Raw genomic sequence first — 17,750 nt, forward strand, 5'->3', positions numbered from 1 at the left:
GAGGTGAACAACGATGAAACAACGAGCATTGTGGTCCGCCGTCCTCGTTGTGGGACTGGCGACGGCAGGTTGTGGAAGTGCCAGCGACACGGGCCCCTCCTCCGGCGGCTCGACCGACAAACTGGTGGTGTGGGACTGGAAGTCCGGCGAGCCGTCGGCCAAAGCGTATGTCGACAAGGCGAAGGCCGACTTCGCCGCCAAGCACCCCGACGTCACGGTCGAGTTCGTCGCGCAGCCGTTCGACCAGTACTACACGCTGCTCGGCGCGGCCATCCAGTCCGGCAAGGGCCCGGACGTGATGCTGTTCAACGGCGGCGGCCAGATCCGGGACCGGGTCGACGCGCTGGTGCCGCTCGACGAGTACGTGGCCGAGGACAAGCAGCGGCTCGCGGGTTGGGACGCCTTCACCAAGGACGGCAAGGTCTACGCCGCGCCGGTGACGCTGCAGGGGCACCCCATCTACTACAACAAGGCGCTCTACGAGAAGGCCGGGCTCGATCCGGCGAGCCCCGCCACGACCTGGGACGAATTCCTCGCCGACTGCGCCGCCATCGACAAGGTCGACGCCAAGTGCTTCGCGCTGGGCAACAAGGAAGGTGCCGGGATCCAGTTCTGGATGTCGGCCCTGGGCTCCGGCATCCTCACCGCCCAGGAGTACGACGACTGGATCGCCGGCAAGCGCGACTGGACCTCGCCGAACGTGAAGCGGATCTTCGAGCTCTGGAAGGAGGCCGGTGACGCCGGCCTGAACAACGACGGGGCCAACTCGACCGCGATGTTCAACGACTCGTTCGCGCTCTTCCAGTCCGCCAAGGCCGCGCACGTCATCGGGCTGATGTCGGACGTGGGGCACTGGAAGGACTTCAACGAGTTCCTCACGCCCGAGAAGCTCGGCGTGATGAAGGCACCGGTGGTCACCCCCGGCACCACGCCGAGCCTGGCCTATGACGGCGGCATCGGGTACGCGGTGGCGAAGTGGACCAAGGATCCCAAGGTCGCCGCCGACCTGGTGCGGTCGCTGACGTCGACCGGAGCGCTCCAGGCGTTCTACGCCGAGGCCGGCGCGATCGCCGCCGACACCACCATCGACGTGTCGCAGGCCGGTCCGGCCGCCGCCGCGATCGTCGCCGCGCTCGACAGCGGTAAGCCCGCCCTGCACGTGGCGCTCTCCTCGAAGACCCTGGACCTGATGGGACGGGTCTCCCAGCAACTGCTCAGCGGCTCGATCAGCGTCGACGAGGCGGTGAAGCAGCTGGCAGCTTCCGACCAGGCGGGCTGATTTCGTGCCGATCGGAAACGCAGCACCGTCGGTCCGTCCGGTGCCCGCCGGACGGACCGACGGGGCGGCGGCCGGCGCCACGGGCCGCCGCCGTGGTGCCCGGGCCCGGCCCGGCCGCGGCGGTTCGCGGGCCGAGCACTTCGCCCCCTACGTCCTGGTAGCACCCGCAATCCTGATCATCGTGGTGCTGCGGCTGTACCCGTTGCTGCTCGGGGTCAACTTCTCCTTCACCGGAGACGGCGAGCGCAACGGTCAGGCGGTGGGTCTCGACAACTACCTCGAGTTGATCGATGACCCGCTGTTCCGTACCGCACTGAGCAACGTCGGGCTGCTGGTGCTGCTGCTCCCGGTGGCGGTGGCGATCCCCGGTCTGCTGGCGACGTTCATCTACCTCAAGGTGCCCGGACATCGCTTCTACCGCAGCGTCTACTTCTTCCCGGCGGTGCTCTCACCGGTCATCGTCGGCGCGATCTTCAATCTGCTGCTGGCCTTCGACGGTCCGGTCAACGCCGTGTTCGAGGCGGCCGGCATCAGCCCGGTGGACTGGCTCGGCAATCCCGACGTCGCGATGTTCGTGGTGGTCGGCGTACACATCTGGGCCACCTTCGGAATGGCGCTCGTGGTCTTCCTGGCCGGGTTCGCGACCCTCGACGCCGCACTGCTGGACGCGGCCCGCGTGGACGGTGCCTCGCTGCCCCAGGTCATCCGGCACGTGATCATCCCGGGCCTGTCCCGCACCATCGCGTTCGTCGCCGTGACCACCATGGTCGGGATGCTGACCTCGATGTTCGGCCTGCTCTACGTGATGACCAGCGGTGGGCCGGAAGGATCCACCTATCTCCCGGAGTACTACATCTGGATCCAGCAGGGCCAGATGAACCGGCCCGCCCTGGCCTCGGCCGCGTCGACGGTGCTCTTCGTGATCATGCTCGTCGTGGGGCTGCTCCAGGTGAAGCTGCTCCGGCGGGCCGGAGGTGAGGACTGATGTCCCGGGTACGACTGAGCCGGTGGCTGCTTGCCATCCCGATGTCGCTGCTCGCGCTGGCGACGATCTACCCACTGCTGTTCACCGTCAACGTGGCGATGAAGACCCGGCGCGACTACATCCTCGACCGGTTCTCCGTGACCGACACCCTGCGCTGGGACAACATCAGCGCGGCGTGGAACAGCGTCGGCATGGACCGGTACTTCCTCAACTCCCTGATCGTGGTGACGTCGTCGGTCGTCCTGCTGCTGCTGCTCGGGTCCATGGCCGGCTTCGCCCTGAGCCAGCTTCGGTTCCGTGGCTCCTCGGCGCTGTTCCTGGGCTGCCTCGCGGGCCTGTTCGTGCCGTTCCAGGTGATCATGGTGCCGCTTGCCCGGATCATGGCCGACACCGCACTCATCGACACGTACCCCGGACTGGTCCTGGTCTTCGTGGCCCAGTTCCTGCCCTTCACCGTCTTCCTGATGACCAGTTACTACAAGACCATCCCGCGGGAGGTCATCGACGCGGCCCGGATCGACGGCAACAGCGTGTACGGCGTGTACCGCCGGATCATGCTGCCGCTGGGCACCCCGGCGCTGCTGTCGGTCGGCATCCTCAATGCGCTGTTCTGCTGGAACGACGTCCTGATGTCGCTGGTGATGATGCCGTCGGCGGATCACCGGACGCTCATGGTCGGCGTGACCTCGCTGCGTGGCCAGTACTCCGACGACATTCCCACCTTCGCCTCGGGGGTACTGATCGCCGCGATACCGGTCCTGGTGGTCTACCTCTTCCTCCAGCGCCAGATCGCCGACGGCGTCGCCGCCGGCTCCACGAAGGGCTGACATGCGCATCACCGGATATCGGACGCTTACCACGGTCCACGAATGGGGGCGGCCGGTCGGCGACGCCAACGGCGTGTTCGCCGACGGGAGGGTCCCGGTGCCGATCGTCGTCGTGGAGACCGACGAGGGGTTGTCGGGTGTCGGCATCGGCCCGCACGTCGAGATCGAGCGGATCTTCGCGGCCATCGACGGTGAGGATCCCCGCGCGGTGACGACGCTCTACGACCGGATGCTGCGACACACCTTCAAGGCCGGTCACGCCGGCCCGGTTTTCGGCACCATCGGCGCACTCGACACCGCGTTGTGGGACATCAAGGCGCAGGCGGCCGGCCAGCCGCTGTGGCGGTTGCTGGGCGGCCGCGACCGCCGGGTCCCGGCGTACGCGTCCGGGCTCGACATCGCCCTCAGCGACGAGGAACTCGCCTCGGCGTACCTCCGTTACGCCGAGCACGGGCTGCGGGCCGCCAAGCTCAAGGGCGGACTCGACATCGAGCACGACCGACACCGGCTGCACCTGGTCAAGGAGATCCTGACCGAGGCCGGTCACGGACTACGGCCGGGTCTGATGCTCGACGTCAACGAGGCGTGGACCCGCAAGCAGGCCGTCCGGCACGTCTGCGAACTCGAACGCACCCTCGACCTCATCTGGATCGAGGAGCCGGTCCGGCGCTGGGACGCCGAAGGGCTCGCCGCCGTCGGCCGGGGGGTGCGGGCCTCCGTCGCCACCGGCGAGAACCTCACCGGACTCGAGCAGTACCGCCCACTGATCGCCGCCGGCGCGGTCGACGTCGTCCAGACCTCCGCGATCGGTGGAGTCACCCACTTCCTGCGGGTGTCCGCCCTGGCGCACGCCTACGACCTGCCGGTCAGCCCGATCGGCAACAGCCCGCTCGGGCTGCTGCACGCGGCCACCTCGGTGCCGAACCACCTGACCAGCGAGTTGCAGGACCTCTGGCCGCCGGTCGGCGTCTCCGTCGACGTGCACGTCGAGGACGGAGCCTTCATCCTGGGCGACTCGCCGGGGCTCGGGCTGCGGGTCGACGAACAGCGGATCCGGGCCATGGACCGGCACCCGCAGGCACCGGCGGTCGACGGGCCGAACGTCCGGCCGGAGCAGGCCGGGCGACGGCTGCTGGCGGCGACGGACGGTGTCCTGCCGACCGCCGGCGGCTTCCCGCTGGCCCGGGCCGCCACCCCGGCACACAACAGCAACCAGGTGTCGCCGACCGGAAGCCACTGACCCGGACCCACGGTGGTGGCCGGCGGCACGAGCGACGCGCGGCCGTTGATACGGAGGATCGATGAAGGCAGTGATCTACCGGGGAGCACGGCGCCTCGGAGTCGAGGAACGTGAGCCCGCCGCGCCCGGGCCCGGCGAGCTGGGCATCTCGGTGGCCTACACCGGGATCTGCGGCACCGACCTGCACATCTACCACGGGGACATGGACTCCCGGGTCGGTGCCGCCGCCGTCATCGGGCACGAGATGTCCGGGCGGGTCGCGGCGCTGGGCGAGGGCGTCACCGGTTGGTCCGTCGGCCAGCCGGTGACGGTGCTGCCCACCAGATGGTGCGGGCGGTGTGCCGCCTGCCGACGCGGCAACTCGCACATCTGCCACGCCATGGACTTCCTCGGCATCGACTCGCCCGGAGCCATGCAGTCCGGGTGGAACGTGCCGGCGGAACTCGTCCTGCCGCTGCCCGAGGACCTGCCGCTCGACCAGGGCGCACTCGTCGAACCGGTGGCCGTCGCCGTGCACGACGTACGGCGTGGCGCGGTGGCCTCCGGCGACCACGTGGTCGTCGTCGGCGGCGGGCCGATCGGGGTGCTCATCGGCACCGTCGCCCGGGGCCGCGGTGCGCGGGTCCTGCTCGTCGAGCCGGACCCGACGCGGCGCGCCGCGGCGGGCGACATCGGCATCGAGGCGGTCGACCCGGCCGCGGTCGACGTGCCGGCGCTGGTCGCCGACCGGACCGACGGCGCGGGCGCCGACGTCGCCTTCGAGGTGTCCGGCGCGGCGGCGGGTGTCGGCACGGCGGTCGAGGTGCTGGCCGCCAGGGGACGACTGGTGATGGTGGCGATCCATCCCCGGCCGCGAGAGGTGAACCTGCACCGGTTCTTCTGGCGCGAGTTGGAGCTGCTCGGCGCCCGCCTCTACCAACGGGACGACATGGTGGAGGCGATCCGGCTGGTCGCCTCCGGTGCGGTACCGGCGCGGCAACTGATCTCCCGCGTCGAGCCGCCGGAAGCGGCGACCGAGGCGTTCACCGCGCTGGAGGGCGGCGGTGTGATGAAGGTGCTGCTCGACTGGCGGGAGGATGACCGGTGACGAACCCGTTCGACCTGTCCGGACGGACCGCCGTGGTCACCGGGGCCCGGCGGGGCATCGGCCTGGCCATGGCCGAGGCCCTCGCCGCGGCCGGCGCCGACGTCGTCGGTGTCTCCGCACACCTGGAACCGGAGGAGAGCGAGGTGGCGCGCCGGGTGCGGGCCACCGGCCGACGGTTCACCGCGCTGCGCGCCGATCTCGCCGACCGGGCGGCGGTCCGCCGGCTGGCCGGTGAGCTGATCGCGCTCGGACCGATCGACATCCTGGTCAACAACGGCGGCACGATCGCCCGCGCTCCAGCCGTCGACCACCCCGACGAACTCTGGGACCAGGTGATCGAGGTCAACCTGAACAGCCAGTTCGTGCTGAGTCGGGAGATCGGCCGGACGATGGTGCAGCGCGGCCACGGCAAGATCATCTTCACCGCGTCGCTGCTCAGCTTCCAGGGCGGCATCACGGTGCCCGGGTACGCCGCGTCGAAGTCGGGCGTGGCCGGTCTCACCAAGGCGCTGGCGAACGAGTGGGCGGCGCACGGGGTGAACGTGAACGCGATCGCCCCCGGTTACATCGCCACCGACAACACCCGGGCCCTGCGTGAGGATCCCGAGCGCGACCGGGCGATCCTCGCCCGGATTCCGGCCGGCAGGTGGGGTGCCGCCGACGACCTCGGCGGAGCCACCGTGTTCCTGGCGTCGGCGGCCTCCGACTACGTCAACGGGATCGTGCTGCCGGTCGACGGGGGATGGTTGGGCCGATGACCTACGCAGCGACCGGCATCGTCGACGCTCACCACCACCTGTGGGTCCGGGCCCGGCATCCCCAGCCGTGGATCGACCCGGTGACCATGGCGGCCATCGACGCCGACTTCGAACCGACCGACCTGGCTCCGCTGGCCCGGGCGGCGGGCGTCACCGCCACGGTCGTCGTGCAGTCCATCGCCTCGGCGCGGGAGACCGTGGACCTGCTCCGCGTCGCGGCCGACGACGTCCTGGTCGGCGGGGTCGTCGGCTGGGTCGACCTGGCAGCCCACGACGTCGCCGATCAGCTCGACCGGCTGTGCGCGGCCCCCGGCGGGCAGCACCTGGTCGGCATCCGTCACCTCGTGCAGAGCGAGCCCGACCCGGCCTACCTGGACCGACCGGACGTCCGCCGGGGCATCGCCGCGGTCGGCGCCGCCGGCCTGGTCTTCGACCTGCTGGTCCGGCAACACCAGTTGCCCATGGCCGCCCGGTTGGCGCACGACCTGCCGGACGTGCGCTTCGTCCTGGACCACCTCGGCAAGCCCGCGCTGGGCACCCCGGAGTTCGAGCACTGGAAGCGGGACCTACGGGCTCTCGCCGAAGCGCCCAACACGACGGCCAAGGTGTCCGGCCTGACGACCGAGGTGCCCCGGTCACCCTGGACGGTGGCCGATCTCCGACCCGCCGTCGACCACGCACTCGACGTGTTCGGGCCGCGGCGACTGATGTTCGGCTCGGACTGGCCGGTGTCCCTGCTCGCCACCTCGTACGCCCGCTGGGTGGCAGCGGTCACGGAGTTGCTGGGCGACCTCGACCCGACCGACCGTGCGGCGTTCTGGGCGGGCACCGCCCGGCGCTGCTACCGATTGGCAGCGTGATGAGGAAACATGCACTGCCGCGCCGGCCGGCGATCGGCCTCACCGAGTTGGGCTTCGGCGCGGCCCAGGGCGGCAACCTGTACCGGGCGACCACGGACGAGGAGTTCGCCGCCGCGGTCGACACCGCCTGGACGGCCGGCGTGCGGTACTTCGACACCGCGCCGCACTACGGCCTCGGGCTGTCCGAGCGTCGCCTGGGCGGTGCGTTGCGGCACCGACCACGCGACGAGTACGTGGTGTCGACGAAGGTGGGCCGGCTGCTGGAGCCGTCGCCGCAGAACGCGCACCAGCGCGACCCCGAGGGGTTCGACGTTCCCGCGAGCCATCGCCGGAAGTGGGACTTCAGCCGCGACGGGGTACGCCGGTGCATCGAGGCCAGCCTGGAGCGCACCGGCCTGGATCGGATCGACATCGCCTACCTGCACGATCCTGACGACCACTGGGAGCAGGCCGCCGCCGAGGCCGTGCCCGCCCTGGTCGAGCTGCGCGACCAGGGCGTGGTGGGTGCGATCGGGGCCGGCATGAACCAGTCGGCGATGCTCGCCCGGTTCGTCCGGGAGACCGACGTGGACGTGATGATGTGCGCCGGCCGGTACACGCTGCTCGAACAGGGCGCGGCCGACGACCTGTTGCCGCTCGCGGAGAGCCGGGGAGTGGGCGTGGTGATCGCCGGCGTCTACAACTCGGGCCTGCTGTCGCGCGACCACCCACCCGCCGACGCGTTCTACAACTACCAGCAGGCGCCGGCGGAGCTGATCGAACGGGCGCGTCGGATCGCCGAGGTCTGCGACGCGCACGGTGTCACCCTGCCGGAGGCGGCGCTGGCCTTCGTCCGACGGCATCCGGCCGTGGTCTCGACGGTGGTCGGTGTCCGCGACGGTTCGCAGATGGCGCAGACCGTGCGACGCTCGGCGGCGGTGGTGCCCGACGAGCTGTGGCCGTCGCTGGCCAGCGCCGGGCTGCTCGCCTCGAGCTGACCTCTGGCGACGTCCCTGGTCCGCTCCCGCGGCCCAGGGACGTCGCCGATGGTCGCGGCTGTCAGGCCAGGCTGAACCGCCACTGCTGGTTGGTGCCGCTGTGGCAGGTCCACTGCAACAGGCGGGCGCCGTCGGTGGTGGCGCCGCCGTTGACGTCGATGCAGAGCCCGCTCAGCACACTCTTCACCGTGTAGACCCCGGTGGTGCCGGTGGAGGTGACGGTGAACTTCTGCTGGTTGCCGTTGTTGCAGGTGGCCTGCTGGAGGAAGGCGCCGGGGGTGGTGGAGCCACCGGTGATCTCCGCGCACTTGTTGCTGTGCACGGCCCGGAGATAGACGGCGCCGCCGCCGGCGTCGACCGCCTGCCACTTCTGGTTGTTGCCCCCGGTGGACGCCCACTGGTGGATCTGCGCGCCGTCGGCGGTGGAGACGCCGCTGACGTCCATCAGCTTGTTGCTGTGTTGGGCGGTGAGCGTCCACGTGCGGCCGGCTATCCCACCGCCGGTGTCACCGACGCCCACTCCCGGACCACCGAAGGTGTGCGAATCGAGGTCGAACCAGTTGTTGGCGCTGCCCTTGAACACCAGGTACAGGGTGTGGGTGCCGGCCAGCGGGGTGACGTTCACCGGCGGTGTGGACTGGTAGTTGTCCCAGCCGCCGGTGCTCGGCACCGGGGTGGTGGCCAGCAGCGTGCCGGTCGCCGACCCGGCCCGCAACTCGATCGATCCGCCGCCGGAGGGCGACGACAGCCGGTAGCTGACGGTGTTGATGCCGGACAGGCTCATCGGGGTGAACGCCACCCAGTCGTTGTTGGAGATGTCCCCGATGCGCTTGCCGCTCTCCGCGCCGGCCTGGTCGATGACCCGGGTGCCGGACTGGCTGCTGTAGTACTCGGCCTGCTTGTGCTTGGGCTGGAGGATCACCTGGGCGCGGCCGGTGAGTGGGGCCGCGCCGCCCGCACCACCGTTGTCGGTGTACCGCGCGTTGAGCACGTAGAACAGGTTGGCACCGTCCGGGTGCCCGCCGAGCAGGTCGGTGGGGATGGTCCCGGAACAGCCGGCGTAGTCGGTGGTCTCGTGCGCGTGGTCGTCGTGCCCGAGCGCCGGGTTGAGGTAGACCTTGCTGCAGTCGACCGCCGCGCCACCCGGATCGGTGACGGTGATCTGGTACGACACCCGGTCGCCGAAGGTGAGCATGCCCCCGTTGGCCGGCGTGGTGATGGTGACCACCGGAGCGGTGTTACCGACGGTGATCGGCACGTTGGCGAAGGCGGTCTTGCCCGAGCTGTCGGTCACCTTCAACTGCGCCGTGTAGTTGCCGTTGCTGGTGTAGACCTTCGACGGGTTGGCCGCCGTGGAGGTGGTGCCGTCGCCGAACGTCCACTGGTAGCTGATCGTGTCACCGGGGTCGGGATCGGCCGACCCGGCGCTGGAGAACTGCACGGTCAGCGGGGCGTTGCCGCTGGTCGGCGTGCCGCTGGCCTTGGCGATCGGTGACCGACCACCCTGGACGTAGTCGATCCGGTAGAGACCGGAGTCGCTGTTGCCGCCACCGAAGTTGGTGCCCCACTCCAGCAGGTAGAGCGATCCGTCCGGGCCGAACTCAAGGTCCATCGGGCTGTTGAACCGGGTGGCGGGCAGGAAGGGGTTGGTCCGGGTGACCGCCGAGGCCGAGTCGAAGTGCATCTCCTTGATGTAGTCACGCGACCACTCGTAGAAGAAGTGCACGCCGTCGTAGTACGGCGGGAACTTCGTCGCCGACGGGTTCGCCGGGTCGTAGCGGTAGACCGGCCCGCCCATCGGTGCCGAGCCACCCGAGCCCACCTCCGGGAAGTTCTGCGAGGCGCCGTAGCCGTACCACATGTTGGGCGCGACGACCGGCCGGAGGTTGGTCAGGCCGGTGTTGTTCGGCGAGTTGTTGACCGGTGCGGCGCAGTTGAACTTGGCGCCGACCACGCCGGTGTCCGGGTTGTACGGCGCGTACGGCTGGTTGTCGCCGTGGCAGAACGGCCAGCCGTAGTTGCCCGGAGTCCTGATCACGTTGAGTTCGACGAGGCCCTCGGGCCCCCGGTTGGTGGTCGGCGGGTTCCGGTCCGGTCCGTAGTCGGCCAGGTAGACCCAGCCGTTGGCCGGGTCGATCGAGAAGCGGAACGGGTTGCGGAAGCCCATCGCGTAGATCTCGGGCCGGGTCTGCGCCGTCCCCTGGGGGTAGAGGTTGCCCGAGGGGATGGTGTATCCGCCGCCGGCGGAGGGGCGGATGCGCAGCAGCTTGCCGCGCAGGTCGTTGGTGTTGCCGGCGGTACGCGCCGAGTCGAGCATGTGCTTGCCCGGGCGCCAGTCCAGCGGGGCGTAGCCCTGCCAGTTCGGGTCGAGGTTCGGTGCGACGTCGTCACCGGTGCCGATGTACAGGTTGCCGTCGGGCCCGAAGGCGATGTACCCGCCGGTGTGCCCGGGCTCGGGGTACGTCCGGTCCCGGTAGGCGGGGATGTCGATGATCGTCACCCCGCTGGACATGTTCAACGTGTCGCCGTTGAGGGTGTAGCGGGAGACCCGGTTGACGTCGGTGGAGCTGCTGGCCGGTGCGTGGTAGAGGTACACGTACCCGTTGCTGGCGAAGTTCGGGTCGAGAGCCAACCCGGTGAGTCCGTCCTCGCCTCCGGTGTAGACGCTGAGCGTGCCGGCGGTCACCGTGCTGTTGGTGCTCGGCTTGAAGATCTTGACCTGGCCGCCACGCTGGACGTAGAGCACCCGGCCGTCGGGTGCCACGGCCAGCGCCATCGGGTCGACGGTGTTGCTGTCGAGGGTCCGCTTCTCGAAGTTGCCCCAGACGGTGCCGCCACAGTCGCCCGGCTCGTTGCCGGCGGCCCACTTCACCCCGCCGAGGACGTGGTTGCGGAAGTGGGTCTCGCTGTAGGACGCCGCGGCGTGACCCATCGCGGTGGCCCAGACCCGGCCACCGCCGGTGTTGCGGCACCAGGAGATCGGGTGATCGGAGCCCATCGCGCGAGGGCCCGGGTTGTACGTGCGTTCGTCGGCGGTGACCAGGACGTGCACCTCACCGCGCGGGTTCTTGTCGAAGTTGTACCACTCCTCGCTGCGGTTCCAGCGATCCGGCAGGCTTGCCGTCGACGGGTGCTTCTTGTCGGCGACGATGGCGGTGCCGGGCAGGACGCCGGGGGAGTGCTCGGGCATGTGGGCACCCGCGTTGATGGTCTGGTCCCACCACGGGTACTCGGCTTCGATGCCCATGTCGGTGGCGTTGTGGATGGCCACGATGCCCTTGCCGCTGGCGAGGTAGCCCTCCACCGCCTGGCGTTGGCTGGCGGAGGTCCACACCATGCCGGACGTCTGGAACATGATCAGGACATCGAAGGTGGCCAGGTTCGCCGCGGTGAAGACGCTGGAGTCCTCACTGTGTACCAGTTCGAAATTGTCGGAGGCGGCCTGCTGCTGGAACATCGAGACCCCGGCCGGGATCGAGTCGTGCCGGTAGCCGGTGGTCTTGGTGAACAACAGGGCGCGGAACTCCGGAGCCGCTGATGCCGGCTGGACCAGCGCGAGCGCCAGTAACAGACCGGAGATCAGTCCGATGATGGCTGTCTTACGACGCATGCCGTCTCCTCGTCGGGGCGGAGCAACAGGGGGCGCGACCACGAGTCCGGTCGCCTCCCACGGCACGTCGGGTGGTGCCTGGTGCCACGACGGGACGCGCGATGGTCGTCGCGCGGTTCGTCGCACCGGGGCGACTCCGCCGGATGTGACGCAGAGTCACGCCTGAGTGGGTTCCGGGCCCCGTGATGGCAAGGAGCCTAATTAGTGTTGATATGGACATATATTGATGTTAACGACAACATGGATGGGACTGATCATTGGCGCCTGCGTTCCCCAGTGGACCTGGCCCGGCGTCGTTGCCTGCCGCCGGCCCGGTCGAGAGTCCGGGAAGATCGGGGATTGCGTACCAATCTCCGAGCATCTATCTTCATACGTGTGATGTTTCGGTCATGTCAAGCGAAAGTTTGAGCACGACAACAGGAAGCTTCGCTTCCGATAACTAAAGCCAGGTGACCGGCCGGTCCCGAGCGAATTCTGAGGTGGCACACCGATGCCCTTGGCGATTACTGTCCGTGAGGATTCTTGATGTCGGCTCGACCCCCGGCGCTGCTGACCCTGCGGGGCATCGGCAAGTCCTTCTTCGGGGTACGCGTACTCGACGGGGTCGACCTCGACGTGGCCCCGGGTGAGGTGCACGCCGTGGTGGGGGAGAACGGCGCCGGCAAGTCCACCCTGATGAAGATCGTCTCGGGTGGGTACGCCCCGGACGCCGGCACCATCGAGTTCGCCGGGCAGCCCCGCGTCTTCGGCGGCCCGCGGGACGCCCAGCGCGCCGGCATCGGCATCATCCACCAGGAGTTCAACCTCCTGCCGGAGCGCACCGTCGCGGAGAACGTGTACCTGGGCCATGAGCCGAAGCGGCGCGGTCTGGTCGACCGGCGACAGATGCTCAGCCGCACCGCGGACCTGCTGGCCACCATCGGGGAGACGGACCTGCCCGCGGAGGCCGTGGTGGGCCGCCTCGGAGTCGCCCAGCAGCAGGTGGTGGAGATCGCCAAGGCGCTCGCGCTGGACGCGCGCCTGCTCATCATGGACGAGCCCACCGCCGCGCTCGCCGACCACGAGGTCGAACTGCTCTACGGTCTGGTGCGACGGCTGCAAGAACAGGGCATCGGCCTGCTCTACGTCTCGCACCGGTTGACCGAGGTCTTCGACCTGTCCGATCGGATCACGGTCCTCAAGGACGGGCGCCTGGTGCGGACGATGCCTACCGCCGACGCCACCGCCGAGGACGTGGTACGCCAGATGGTCGGCCGGGAACTGTCCAGCTACTACCCGGATCGGGCCGATCCCGCGGACCTCGGCGCGGTGCGGCTCACCGTGCGCGGCGGCGGCAACCGGAAGCTACGCGACGTCGACCTGGACCTGCGCGCCGGGGAGGTGCTGGGGATAGGTGGCCTGCAGGGCTCCGGGCGATCGGCGCTGGCCCGCGCGCTGTTCGGAGTGGAACCGTTCACCTCCGGCGTGGTCACGATCGACGGACGACCGACCCGGCTGCGCTCACCGCGCGCGGCGACCCGGGCCGGCCTCGCGTACGTCAGCGAGGACCGCAAGGGCGAGGGCATCGTCGCCCGGCAGTCCGTGCTCGACAACGCCCTGCTCGCGAGCCGGGCGGTCGTGCCGGCCCGCTCGGGCCGCGCCGCGCGCACCGTACGCGTCCGCGAGCTGCTCGCCGCGGTGGAGGTCCGGGCCGCCGGTGACGACCAGGAGATCCGGTTTCTGTCCGGCGGCAACCAGCAGAAGGTGGTGCTGGCCCGCTGGCTCGCGCTCGACCCGCTGATCCTGCTCTTCGACGAACCCACCCGGGGCATCGACGTGGGCGCGAAGTCGGCGATCCACGATCTCGTCCGTCGGCTCGCCCGCGCGGGTGCGGCGGTACTGATGATCTCTTCCGAGCTGCCGGAACTGCTCGGCATGAGTGACCGGCTGCTCGTCATGCGCGACGGTCGCGTCGCCGGTGAGCTGCCCGCCGGCGCCACCGAGGAGGACGTCCTCGCCCTGGCGGTCGGCACGGTACGGGAGGCGGCGGCGTGAGGGAGCGGAGCGAGCGAGCCGTCGGGCTCGGCGGCGTGAGCCTGCTGTCGCTGCGGCCGACCCGACGGCCGGTGCCGGGCGTGTTCGTGGCGCTGGCCATCACACTGGCGGTCGGTTGGCTGGTCGTCATGATCGACGGCGGTTCACTGTTCAACCAGTCGACGACGGTGAGCCTGTTGCACGTCGCCGCCGGACTGGGCCTCGTCGCCGTCGGGCAGACCCTGGTCATCCTCGGTGGTTCGCTCGACCTCTCGGTGGCGTACGTGATCAGCCTGAGCACCCTCGTCGCGGCCGAGACGATGAACGGCCGCGACGGCGCGTTGTTGCCCGCGGTCGGCCTGGCGCTCACGGTCAGCGCCGCGGTCGGGCTGCTCAACGGACTGCTCGTCACCCGGCTGCGGATCAACGCGTTCATCGCCACTCTCGGCGTCGGGCTGCTGCTCAAGGGATATCTCGACAACGGCTACGACGGTCCGGCCGGCAGCACCTCGCCGGGGCTCGTGCAGAGCCTGGGCTACCAGCGCATCGGCCCGGTACCGCTGTCCTTCCTGCTGCTGCTCGCCGTCACCGGGGCGTGCTGGTTCGCCCTGGCGCGGACCCGGTTCGGTCACCACCTGGTCGCCGTCGGCGGTGACCCGGAGGTCGCCCGGCTCTCCGGCGTCCGCAACGACCGGGTGCTGGTCACCGCCCACGTGCTCTGTTCGCTGTGCGCCGGGCTCGCCGGGATCTACCTGGCCAGCCGGCTCGGCTCCGGTGCCCCCCGGGTGGGCACCGAGGGCCTCTACGACCTGGAGTCGATCGCCGCGGTGGTGATCGGTGGCACCGCTCTAGCCGGCGGCAAGGGCGGCGTCGTCGGCACGCTCGGTGGCGTGCTGCTGCTCGCCAGCATCGACGCCATCTTCAACCAGCTCGAGGTGGACGCCTTCTTCAAGCAGGTCATCCGGGGAGCCATCATCATCGCCGCGGTGGCCGTCTACGCCCGTCGGGCCATGCGAAAGGCGGCCGTCTGACATGCGACTCGTCCAGCGTCGCCCGCTACCGCCCCAACTGTCCCGGGTACGCACCGGTGGCCTGCTGCCCCTGCTCGCGATACTCGCGGTGTTGCTGGTCCTGGTCGCCGTACGCCAGCCCGACTTCCTGGCTCCGGCCTCCCTGATGTCCTTCCTCGGCCGGTCGGCCCCGATCATCCTGCTCGCCGCCGGTCAGTACTTCGTGATCGTCTCCGGTGAGTTCGACCTGTCCGTCGGCTCGTTGGTCACCGCGCAGGTCGTGGTCGCCGCCCGGCTCATCGACAGCGATCCGTCCCGGACCTGGCCGGTGGTGCTGGTGCTGCTCGCCGGTGGGGTGCTCGTCGGGCTGGTCAACGGGCTGATCACGACGCGCCTGCGGGTGCCCTCGTTCATCACCACCCTGGGCATGTTCCTGATCCTGGTGGGGGCGGTCTATCTCTGGTCCGACGGCGCGCCGAAGGGTGGGCTCTCCGAGGAGTTCCGTCGGTTCGGCCGGCGCGCCTTCGAGGACGTGCCGGTGCTCGGCCGCATCCCGTACGCCCTGGTCGTCCTGCTGGTCCTCGCCACGCTCGCGGTGCTGCTGATGCGCTCCGACTTCGGCCGGATCCTGATCGCGGTCGGGGACAACGCGCGGACGGCGGCGCTGAGCGGCGCCCGGGTGGGCCGTACCCGGACCATCGCCTTCATGCTCAGCGGCCTCGCCGCCGCCGTCGCGGCCATCCTGATCGGCGGCTACAGCGGGGTGTCCTTCCAGGCCGGTGCCGGGCTGGAGTTCGGTGCCATCACCGCGGTCGTCCTTGGCGGCGTCGCCCTGGGAGGCGGACGTGGCTCGGTCGTCGGCGCGATGCTCGGCGCGCTGACCCTGGAACTGCTCTTCACGCTCATGAACTTCTACGGCGTCTCCGGCGCCCTCAGACCGACCGTCCAGGGCGCCATCATCCTGTTCGCCGTGGCGGTCTCGACCCGACGTTCCACGTCGAGATAAGGGGAATTCTCATGAAACGACGCATGGCGGCCACGGCCGCGCTCCTCCTGGTGTCCCTCGTCGGCTGCGCCACCGACGAGCCCGTGGCGACTCCGTCGGACGGCGCCTCCGCACCACCGGCCGGGGCCGGCACCGGCGAGCAGTCGAAGTTCTTCGTGCAGGCCGACTACGACAACGAGCTCGCGTTGCTCGACGCCGCACCGACCGGGCCGGCCGACAAGCCGTGGGAGCAGGTGCTCAACCCGAAGATGGTGGACACCGCCAAGTTCAAGAAGGACGGCCCCCACAAGATCTGCTTCTCGAACGCGGCGCTGAACAACCCGTGGCGGCAGGTTGGCTTCAAGACCATGCAGGCCGAGGTCGAGGCGCAGGGCGACCGGATCTCCGAGTTCGTCCACGTCGACGCCGAGGGCAAGGACCAGAAGCAGATCGCCGACATCAACGACCTGCTCGGCAAGAGCTGCGACGCGCTCATCGTCTCGCCGAACACCACCGCCACGCTCACCCCGGCCGTGACGGCGGCCTGCGACGCCGGTCTGCCGGTCATCGTCTTCGACCGTGGCGTCGACACCGACTGCCCGGTGACGTTCATCAACCCGATCGGCGGGTACGGGTTCGGTCACGTCGGCGCGGAGTTCGTCAGCCAGCGGATGAAGCCCGGCGGCAAGGTTCTCGCGCTGCGCATCCTGCCCGGTGTCGACGTGCTGGAGACCCGGTGGTCCGCCGCGAAGGTGGCGTTCGACAAGGCGCAGGTCGACGTGGTCGGGGTCGAGTTCACCGACGGTGACCCGGCCAAGACCAAGAAGATCGTCAACGACTACATCCAGCGGCACGGCACCATCGACGGTGTCTGGATGGACGCCGGCGCGGTCGCCGTCGCGGCGGTGGAGGCGTTCCAGGACGCCGGTCAGCCGGTGCCGCCGATCAACGGTGAGGACCAGCTCGACTTCCTCAAGATGTGGAAGGACGAGGGGCTGACCGCGATCGCGCCCACCTACCCGACCTACCAGTGGCGTACGCCGATCATCGCGGCGCTGCGGATCCTCGACGGCCAGCAGGTGTCCGACCCGTGGAAGCTGCCCCAGCCGACGATCACCCAGGAGAACCTGGACAGCTACCTCGACCCGAACATGCCGCCGCTGCACTACGCCATGTGCGGCTGCACCGACCTGCCGGGTTACCCGCAGCGCTGGAAGTAGGCGTCCGATGCGTGCCGTCGGTGTCAATCCCTGGGTCTGGGCCTCGCCGGTCGACGACGAGGCCCTGGCCGCGCTGATTCCACGGATCGCGGCGCTCGGCTTCGACGCGGTCGAACTGCCGATCGAGCAGCCGGGCGACTGGGATCCGTACCGGGTCCGCGACCTGCTCGCCAGGTACGGGCTGGCCGCGGCCGGCGTCTGCGCGGTCACCCCACCCGGGCGGGAACTCGTCAATGCCGAGCCCGCCGTGGTGGAGGCCACGGTGGCGTACCTGAACGGCTGCGTGGACAGCGCGGCGATCATCGGCGCGCCGTGCGTCGGTGGTCCGGTCTACGCGTCGGTCGGCCGCACCTGGCGGATGACGCCGGCCGAACGCGCCACCTGTTACGTAGATTTCCGTCGCGCGCTGGTGCCGGTCGCCGACCGGGCCGGCGAGCGGGGGGTGTCCATCGGGGTGGAGGCGCTCAACCGGTACGAGACCAGCGTCGTGAACACGCTCGAACAGGCCGTGGAGATGATCGACGGGCTGCCGTCGAACGTCGGTCTCATGATTGACACGTATCACATGAACATCGAGGAGGCGAACCCGTACGCGGCGCTGGCCGCGGCGGGTCCGCACATCAAGCACGTACAGGTCAGCGGCACCAACCGGGGCGCGCCCGGGTCGGACCACCTGGACTGGCCCCGGCTGCTCGCCGCCCTGGCCGCCACCGGCTACTGGGGTGCGATCTGCATCGAGTCGTTCACCCCGGAGAACGCGACGATCGCGACCGCCGCGTCGATCTGGCGTCCGCTCGCCCCGTCACCGGACCGGCTCGCGGGGGACGGGCTGGCCTATCTCCGCAGCATCCTCGGCTGAGCCGCGCCGCCCGCGCCGGCATCGGGTCACCGGCGTGATC

General features: G+C 70.0%; 14 protein-coding genes. 13 read left to right on the forward strand and 1 reads right to left on the reverse strand.

Going from position 1 to position 17,750, the window contains the following annotated elements:
• The first annotated feature begins 13 nt into the window (after positions 1-13).
• From O7597_RS20920 to O7597_RS20955, 8 genes are all read left to right on the forward strand, one after another.
• Positions 14-1,279 (forward strand): extracellular solute-binding protein, encoded by a 1,266-nt coding sequence (locus O7597_RS20920; protein ID WP_269739060.1) that lies wholly within the window; start codon positions 14-16, stop codon positions 1,277-1,279.
• Positions 1,280-1,319: 40 nt separating this feature from the next.
• On the forward strand, positions 1,320-2,264 hold the full coding sequence (locus O7597_RS20925; RefSeq protein ID WP_281580475.1) for a sugar ABC transporter permease: 945 nt from the start codon (positions 1,320-1,322) through the stop codon (positions 2,262-2,264).
• On the forward strand, positions 2,264-3,091 hold the full coding sequence (locus O7597_RS20930; protein ID WP_164445419.1) for a carbohydrate ABC transporter permease: 828 nt from the start codon (positions 2,264-2,266) through the stop codon (positions 3,089-3,091). Before O7597_RS20925 ends, O7597_RS20930 begins: the two co-directional genes overlap by 1 nt.
• 1 nt (position 3,092) lies before the next feature.
• Positions 3,093-4,331, forward strand: a complete 1,239-nt coding sequence (locus tag O7597_RS20935) for a mandelate racemase/muconate lactonizing enzyme family protein (RefSeq protein ID WP_269739058.1) — start codon at positions 3,093-3,095, stop codon at positions 4,329-4,331.
• A 61-nt stretch (positions 4,332-4,392) separates the two neighbouring features.
• Complete coding sequence (locus tag O7597_RS20940) at positions 4,393-5,418, forward strand: alcohol dehydrogenase catalytic domain-containing protein (RefSeq protein WP_281580476.1); 1,026 nt, start codon at positions 4,393-4,395, stop codon at positions 5,416-5,418.
• Complete coding sequence (kduD, locus tag O7597_RS20945) at positions 5,415-6,176, forward strand: 2-dehydro-3-deoxy-D-gluconate 5-dehydrogenase KduD (RefSeq protein WP_281580477.1); 762 nt, start codon at positions 5,415-5,417, stop codon at positions 6,174-6,176. The genes O7597_RS20940 and kduD overlap by 4 nt, the downstream gene beginning before the upstream one ends.
• Entirely contained in the window at positions 6,173-7,036 is an 864-nt protein-coding gene (locus tag O7597_RS20950) for an amidohydrolase family protein (RefSeq protein WP_281580478.1), read from the forward strand. Before kduD ends, O7597_RS20950 begins: the two co-directional genes overlap by 4 nt.
• Positions 7,036-8,013, forward strand: a complete 978-nt coding sequence (locus tag O7597_RS20955) for an aldo/keto reductase (protein WP_269739054.1) — start codon at positions 7,036-7,038, stop codon at positions 8,011-8,013. The genes O7597_RS20950 and O7597_RS20955 overlap by 1 nt, the downstream gene beginning before the upstream one ends.
• A gap of 61 nt (positions 8,014-8,074) precedes the next feature.
• Here the strand turns inward: O7597_RS20955 and O7597_RS20960 are convergent, their stop codons facing one another.
• Positions 8,075-11,623: a ThuA domain-containing protein gene (locus O7597_RS20960; protein WP_281580479.1), complete on the reverse strand. Its 3,549-nt coding sequence runs from the start codon at positions 11,621-11,623 to the stop codon at positions 8,075-8,077.
• 525 nt (positions 11,624-12,148) lie between these two features.
• On the opposite strand from O7597_RS20960, the gene O7597_RS20965 reads away from it, so the two are divergent.
• The 5 genes from O7597_RS20965 to O7597_RS20985 are packed head-to-tail and all read left to right on the forward strand — an operon-like array spanning position 12,149 to position 17,710.
• On the forward strand, positions 12,149-13,657 hold the full coding sequence (locus tag O7597_RS20965) for a sugar ABC transporter ATP-binding protein (RefSeq protein ID WP_281580480.1): 1,509 nt from the start codon (positions 12,149-12,151) through the stop codon (positions 13,655-13,657).
• Complete coding sequence (locus O7597_RS20970; protein ID WP_281580481.1) at positions 13,654-14,667, forward strand: ABC transporter permease; 1,014 nt, start codon at positions 13,654-13,656, stop codon at positions 14,665-14,667. Before O7597_RS20965 ends, O7597_RS20970 begins: the two co-directional genes overlap by 4 nt.
• Position 14,668: 1 nt before the next feature.
• On the forward strand, positions 14,669-15,652 hold the full coding sequence (locus O7597_RS20975; RefSeq protein ID WP_269739050.1) for an ABC transporter permease: 984 nt from the start codon (positions 14,669-14,671) through the stop codon (positions 15,650-15,652).
• A gap of 11 nt (positions 15,653-15,663) precedes the next feature.
• Positions 15,664-16,851: a substrate-binding domain-containing protein gene (locus O7597_RS20980; RefSeq protein WP_269739049.1), complete on the forward strand. Its 1,188-nt coding sequence runs from the start codon at positions 15,664-15,666 to the stop codon at positions 16,849-16,851.
• A gap of 7 nt (positions 16,852-16,858) precedes the next feature.
• The gene (locus tag O7597_RS20985) at positions 16,859-17,710 is read left to right on the forward strand and encodes a sugar phosphate isomerase/epimerase family protein (protein ID WP_164445410.1); all 852 of its coding nucleotides are present in this window, start codon (positions 16,859-16,861) and stop codon (positions 17,708-17,710) included.
• The last annotated feature ends 40 nt before the right edge of the window (positions 17,711-17,750 follow it).

Origin of the sequence: Verrucosispora sp. WMMC514 (assembly GCF_027497295.1) — a bacterium.
Taxonomy (GTDB): Bacteria; Actinomycetota; Actinomycetes; order Mycobacteriales; family Micromonosporaceae; genus Micromonospora; species Micromonospora palythoicola.

Bases quoted from the DNA above. Each gene is read 5' to 3' on its own strand.
- O7597_RS20920 (WP_269739060.1), top strand. From the start codon at position 14: ATGAAACAACGAGCATTGTGGTCCGCCGTCCTCGTTGTGGGACTGGCG.
- O7597_RS20930 (WP_164445419.1), top strand. From the start codon at position 2,264: ATGTCCCGGGTACGACTGAGCCGGTGGCTGCTTGCCATCCCGATGTCG.
- O7597_RS20935 (WP_269739058.1), top strand. From the start codon at position 3,093: ATGCGCATCACCGGATATCGGACGCTTACCACGGTCCACGAATGGGGG.
- O7597_RS20940 (WP_281580476.1), top strand. From the start codon at position 4,393: ATGAAGGCAGTGATCTACCGGGGAGCACGGCGCCTCGGAGTCGAGGAA.
- O7597_RS20950 (WP_281580478.1), top strand. From the start codon at position 6,173: ATGACCTACGCAGCGACCGGCATCGTCGACGCTCACCACCACCTGTGG.
- O7597_RS20955 (WP_269739054.1), top strand. From the start codon at position 7,036: ATGAGGAAACATGCACTGCCGCGCCGGCCGGCGATCGGCCTCACCGAG.
- O7597_RS20960 (WP_281580479.1), bottom strand. From the start codon at position 11,623: ATGCGTCGTAAGACAGCCATCATCGGACTGATCTCCGGTCTGTTACTG.
- O7597_RS20965 (WP_281580480.1), top strand. From the start codon at position 12,149: ATGTCGGCTCGACCCCCGGCGCTGCTGACCCTGCGGGGCATCGGCAAG.
- O7597_RS20975 (WP_269739050.1), top strand. From the start codon at position 14,669: ATGCGACTCGTCCAGCGTCGCCCGCTACCGCCCCAACTGTCCCGGGTA.
- O7597_RS20980 (WP_269739049.1), top strand. From the start codon at position 15,664: ATGAAACGACGCATGGCGGCCACGGCCGCGCTCCTCCTGGTGTCCCTC.
- O7597_RS20985 (WP_164445410.1), top strand. From the start codon at position 16,859: ATGCGTGCCGTCGGTGTCAATCCCTGGGTCTGGGCCTCGCCGGTCGAC.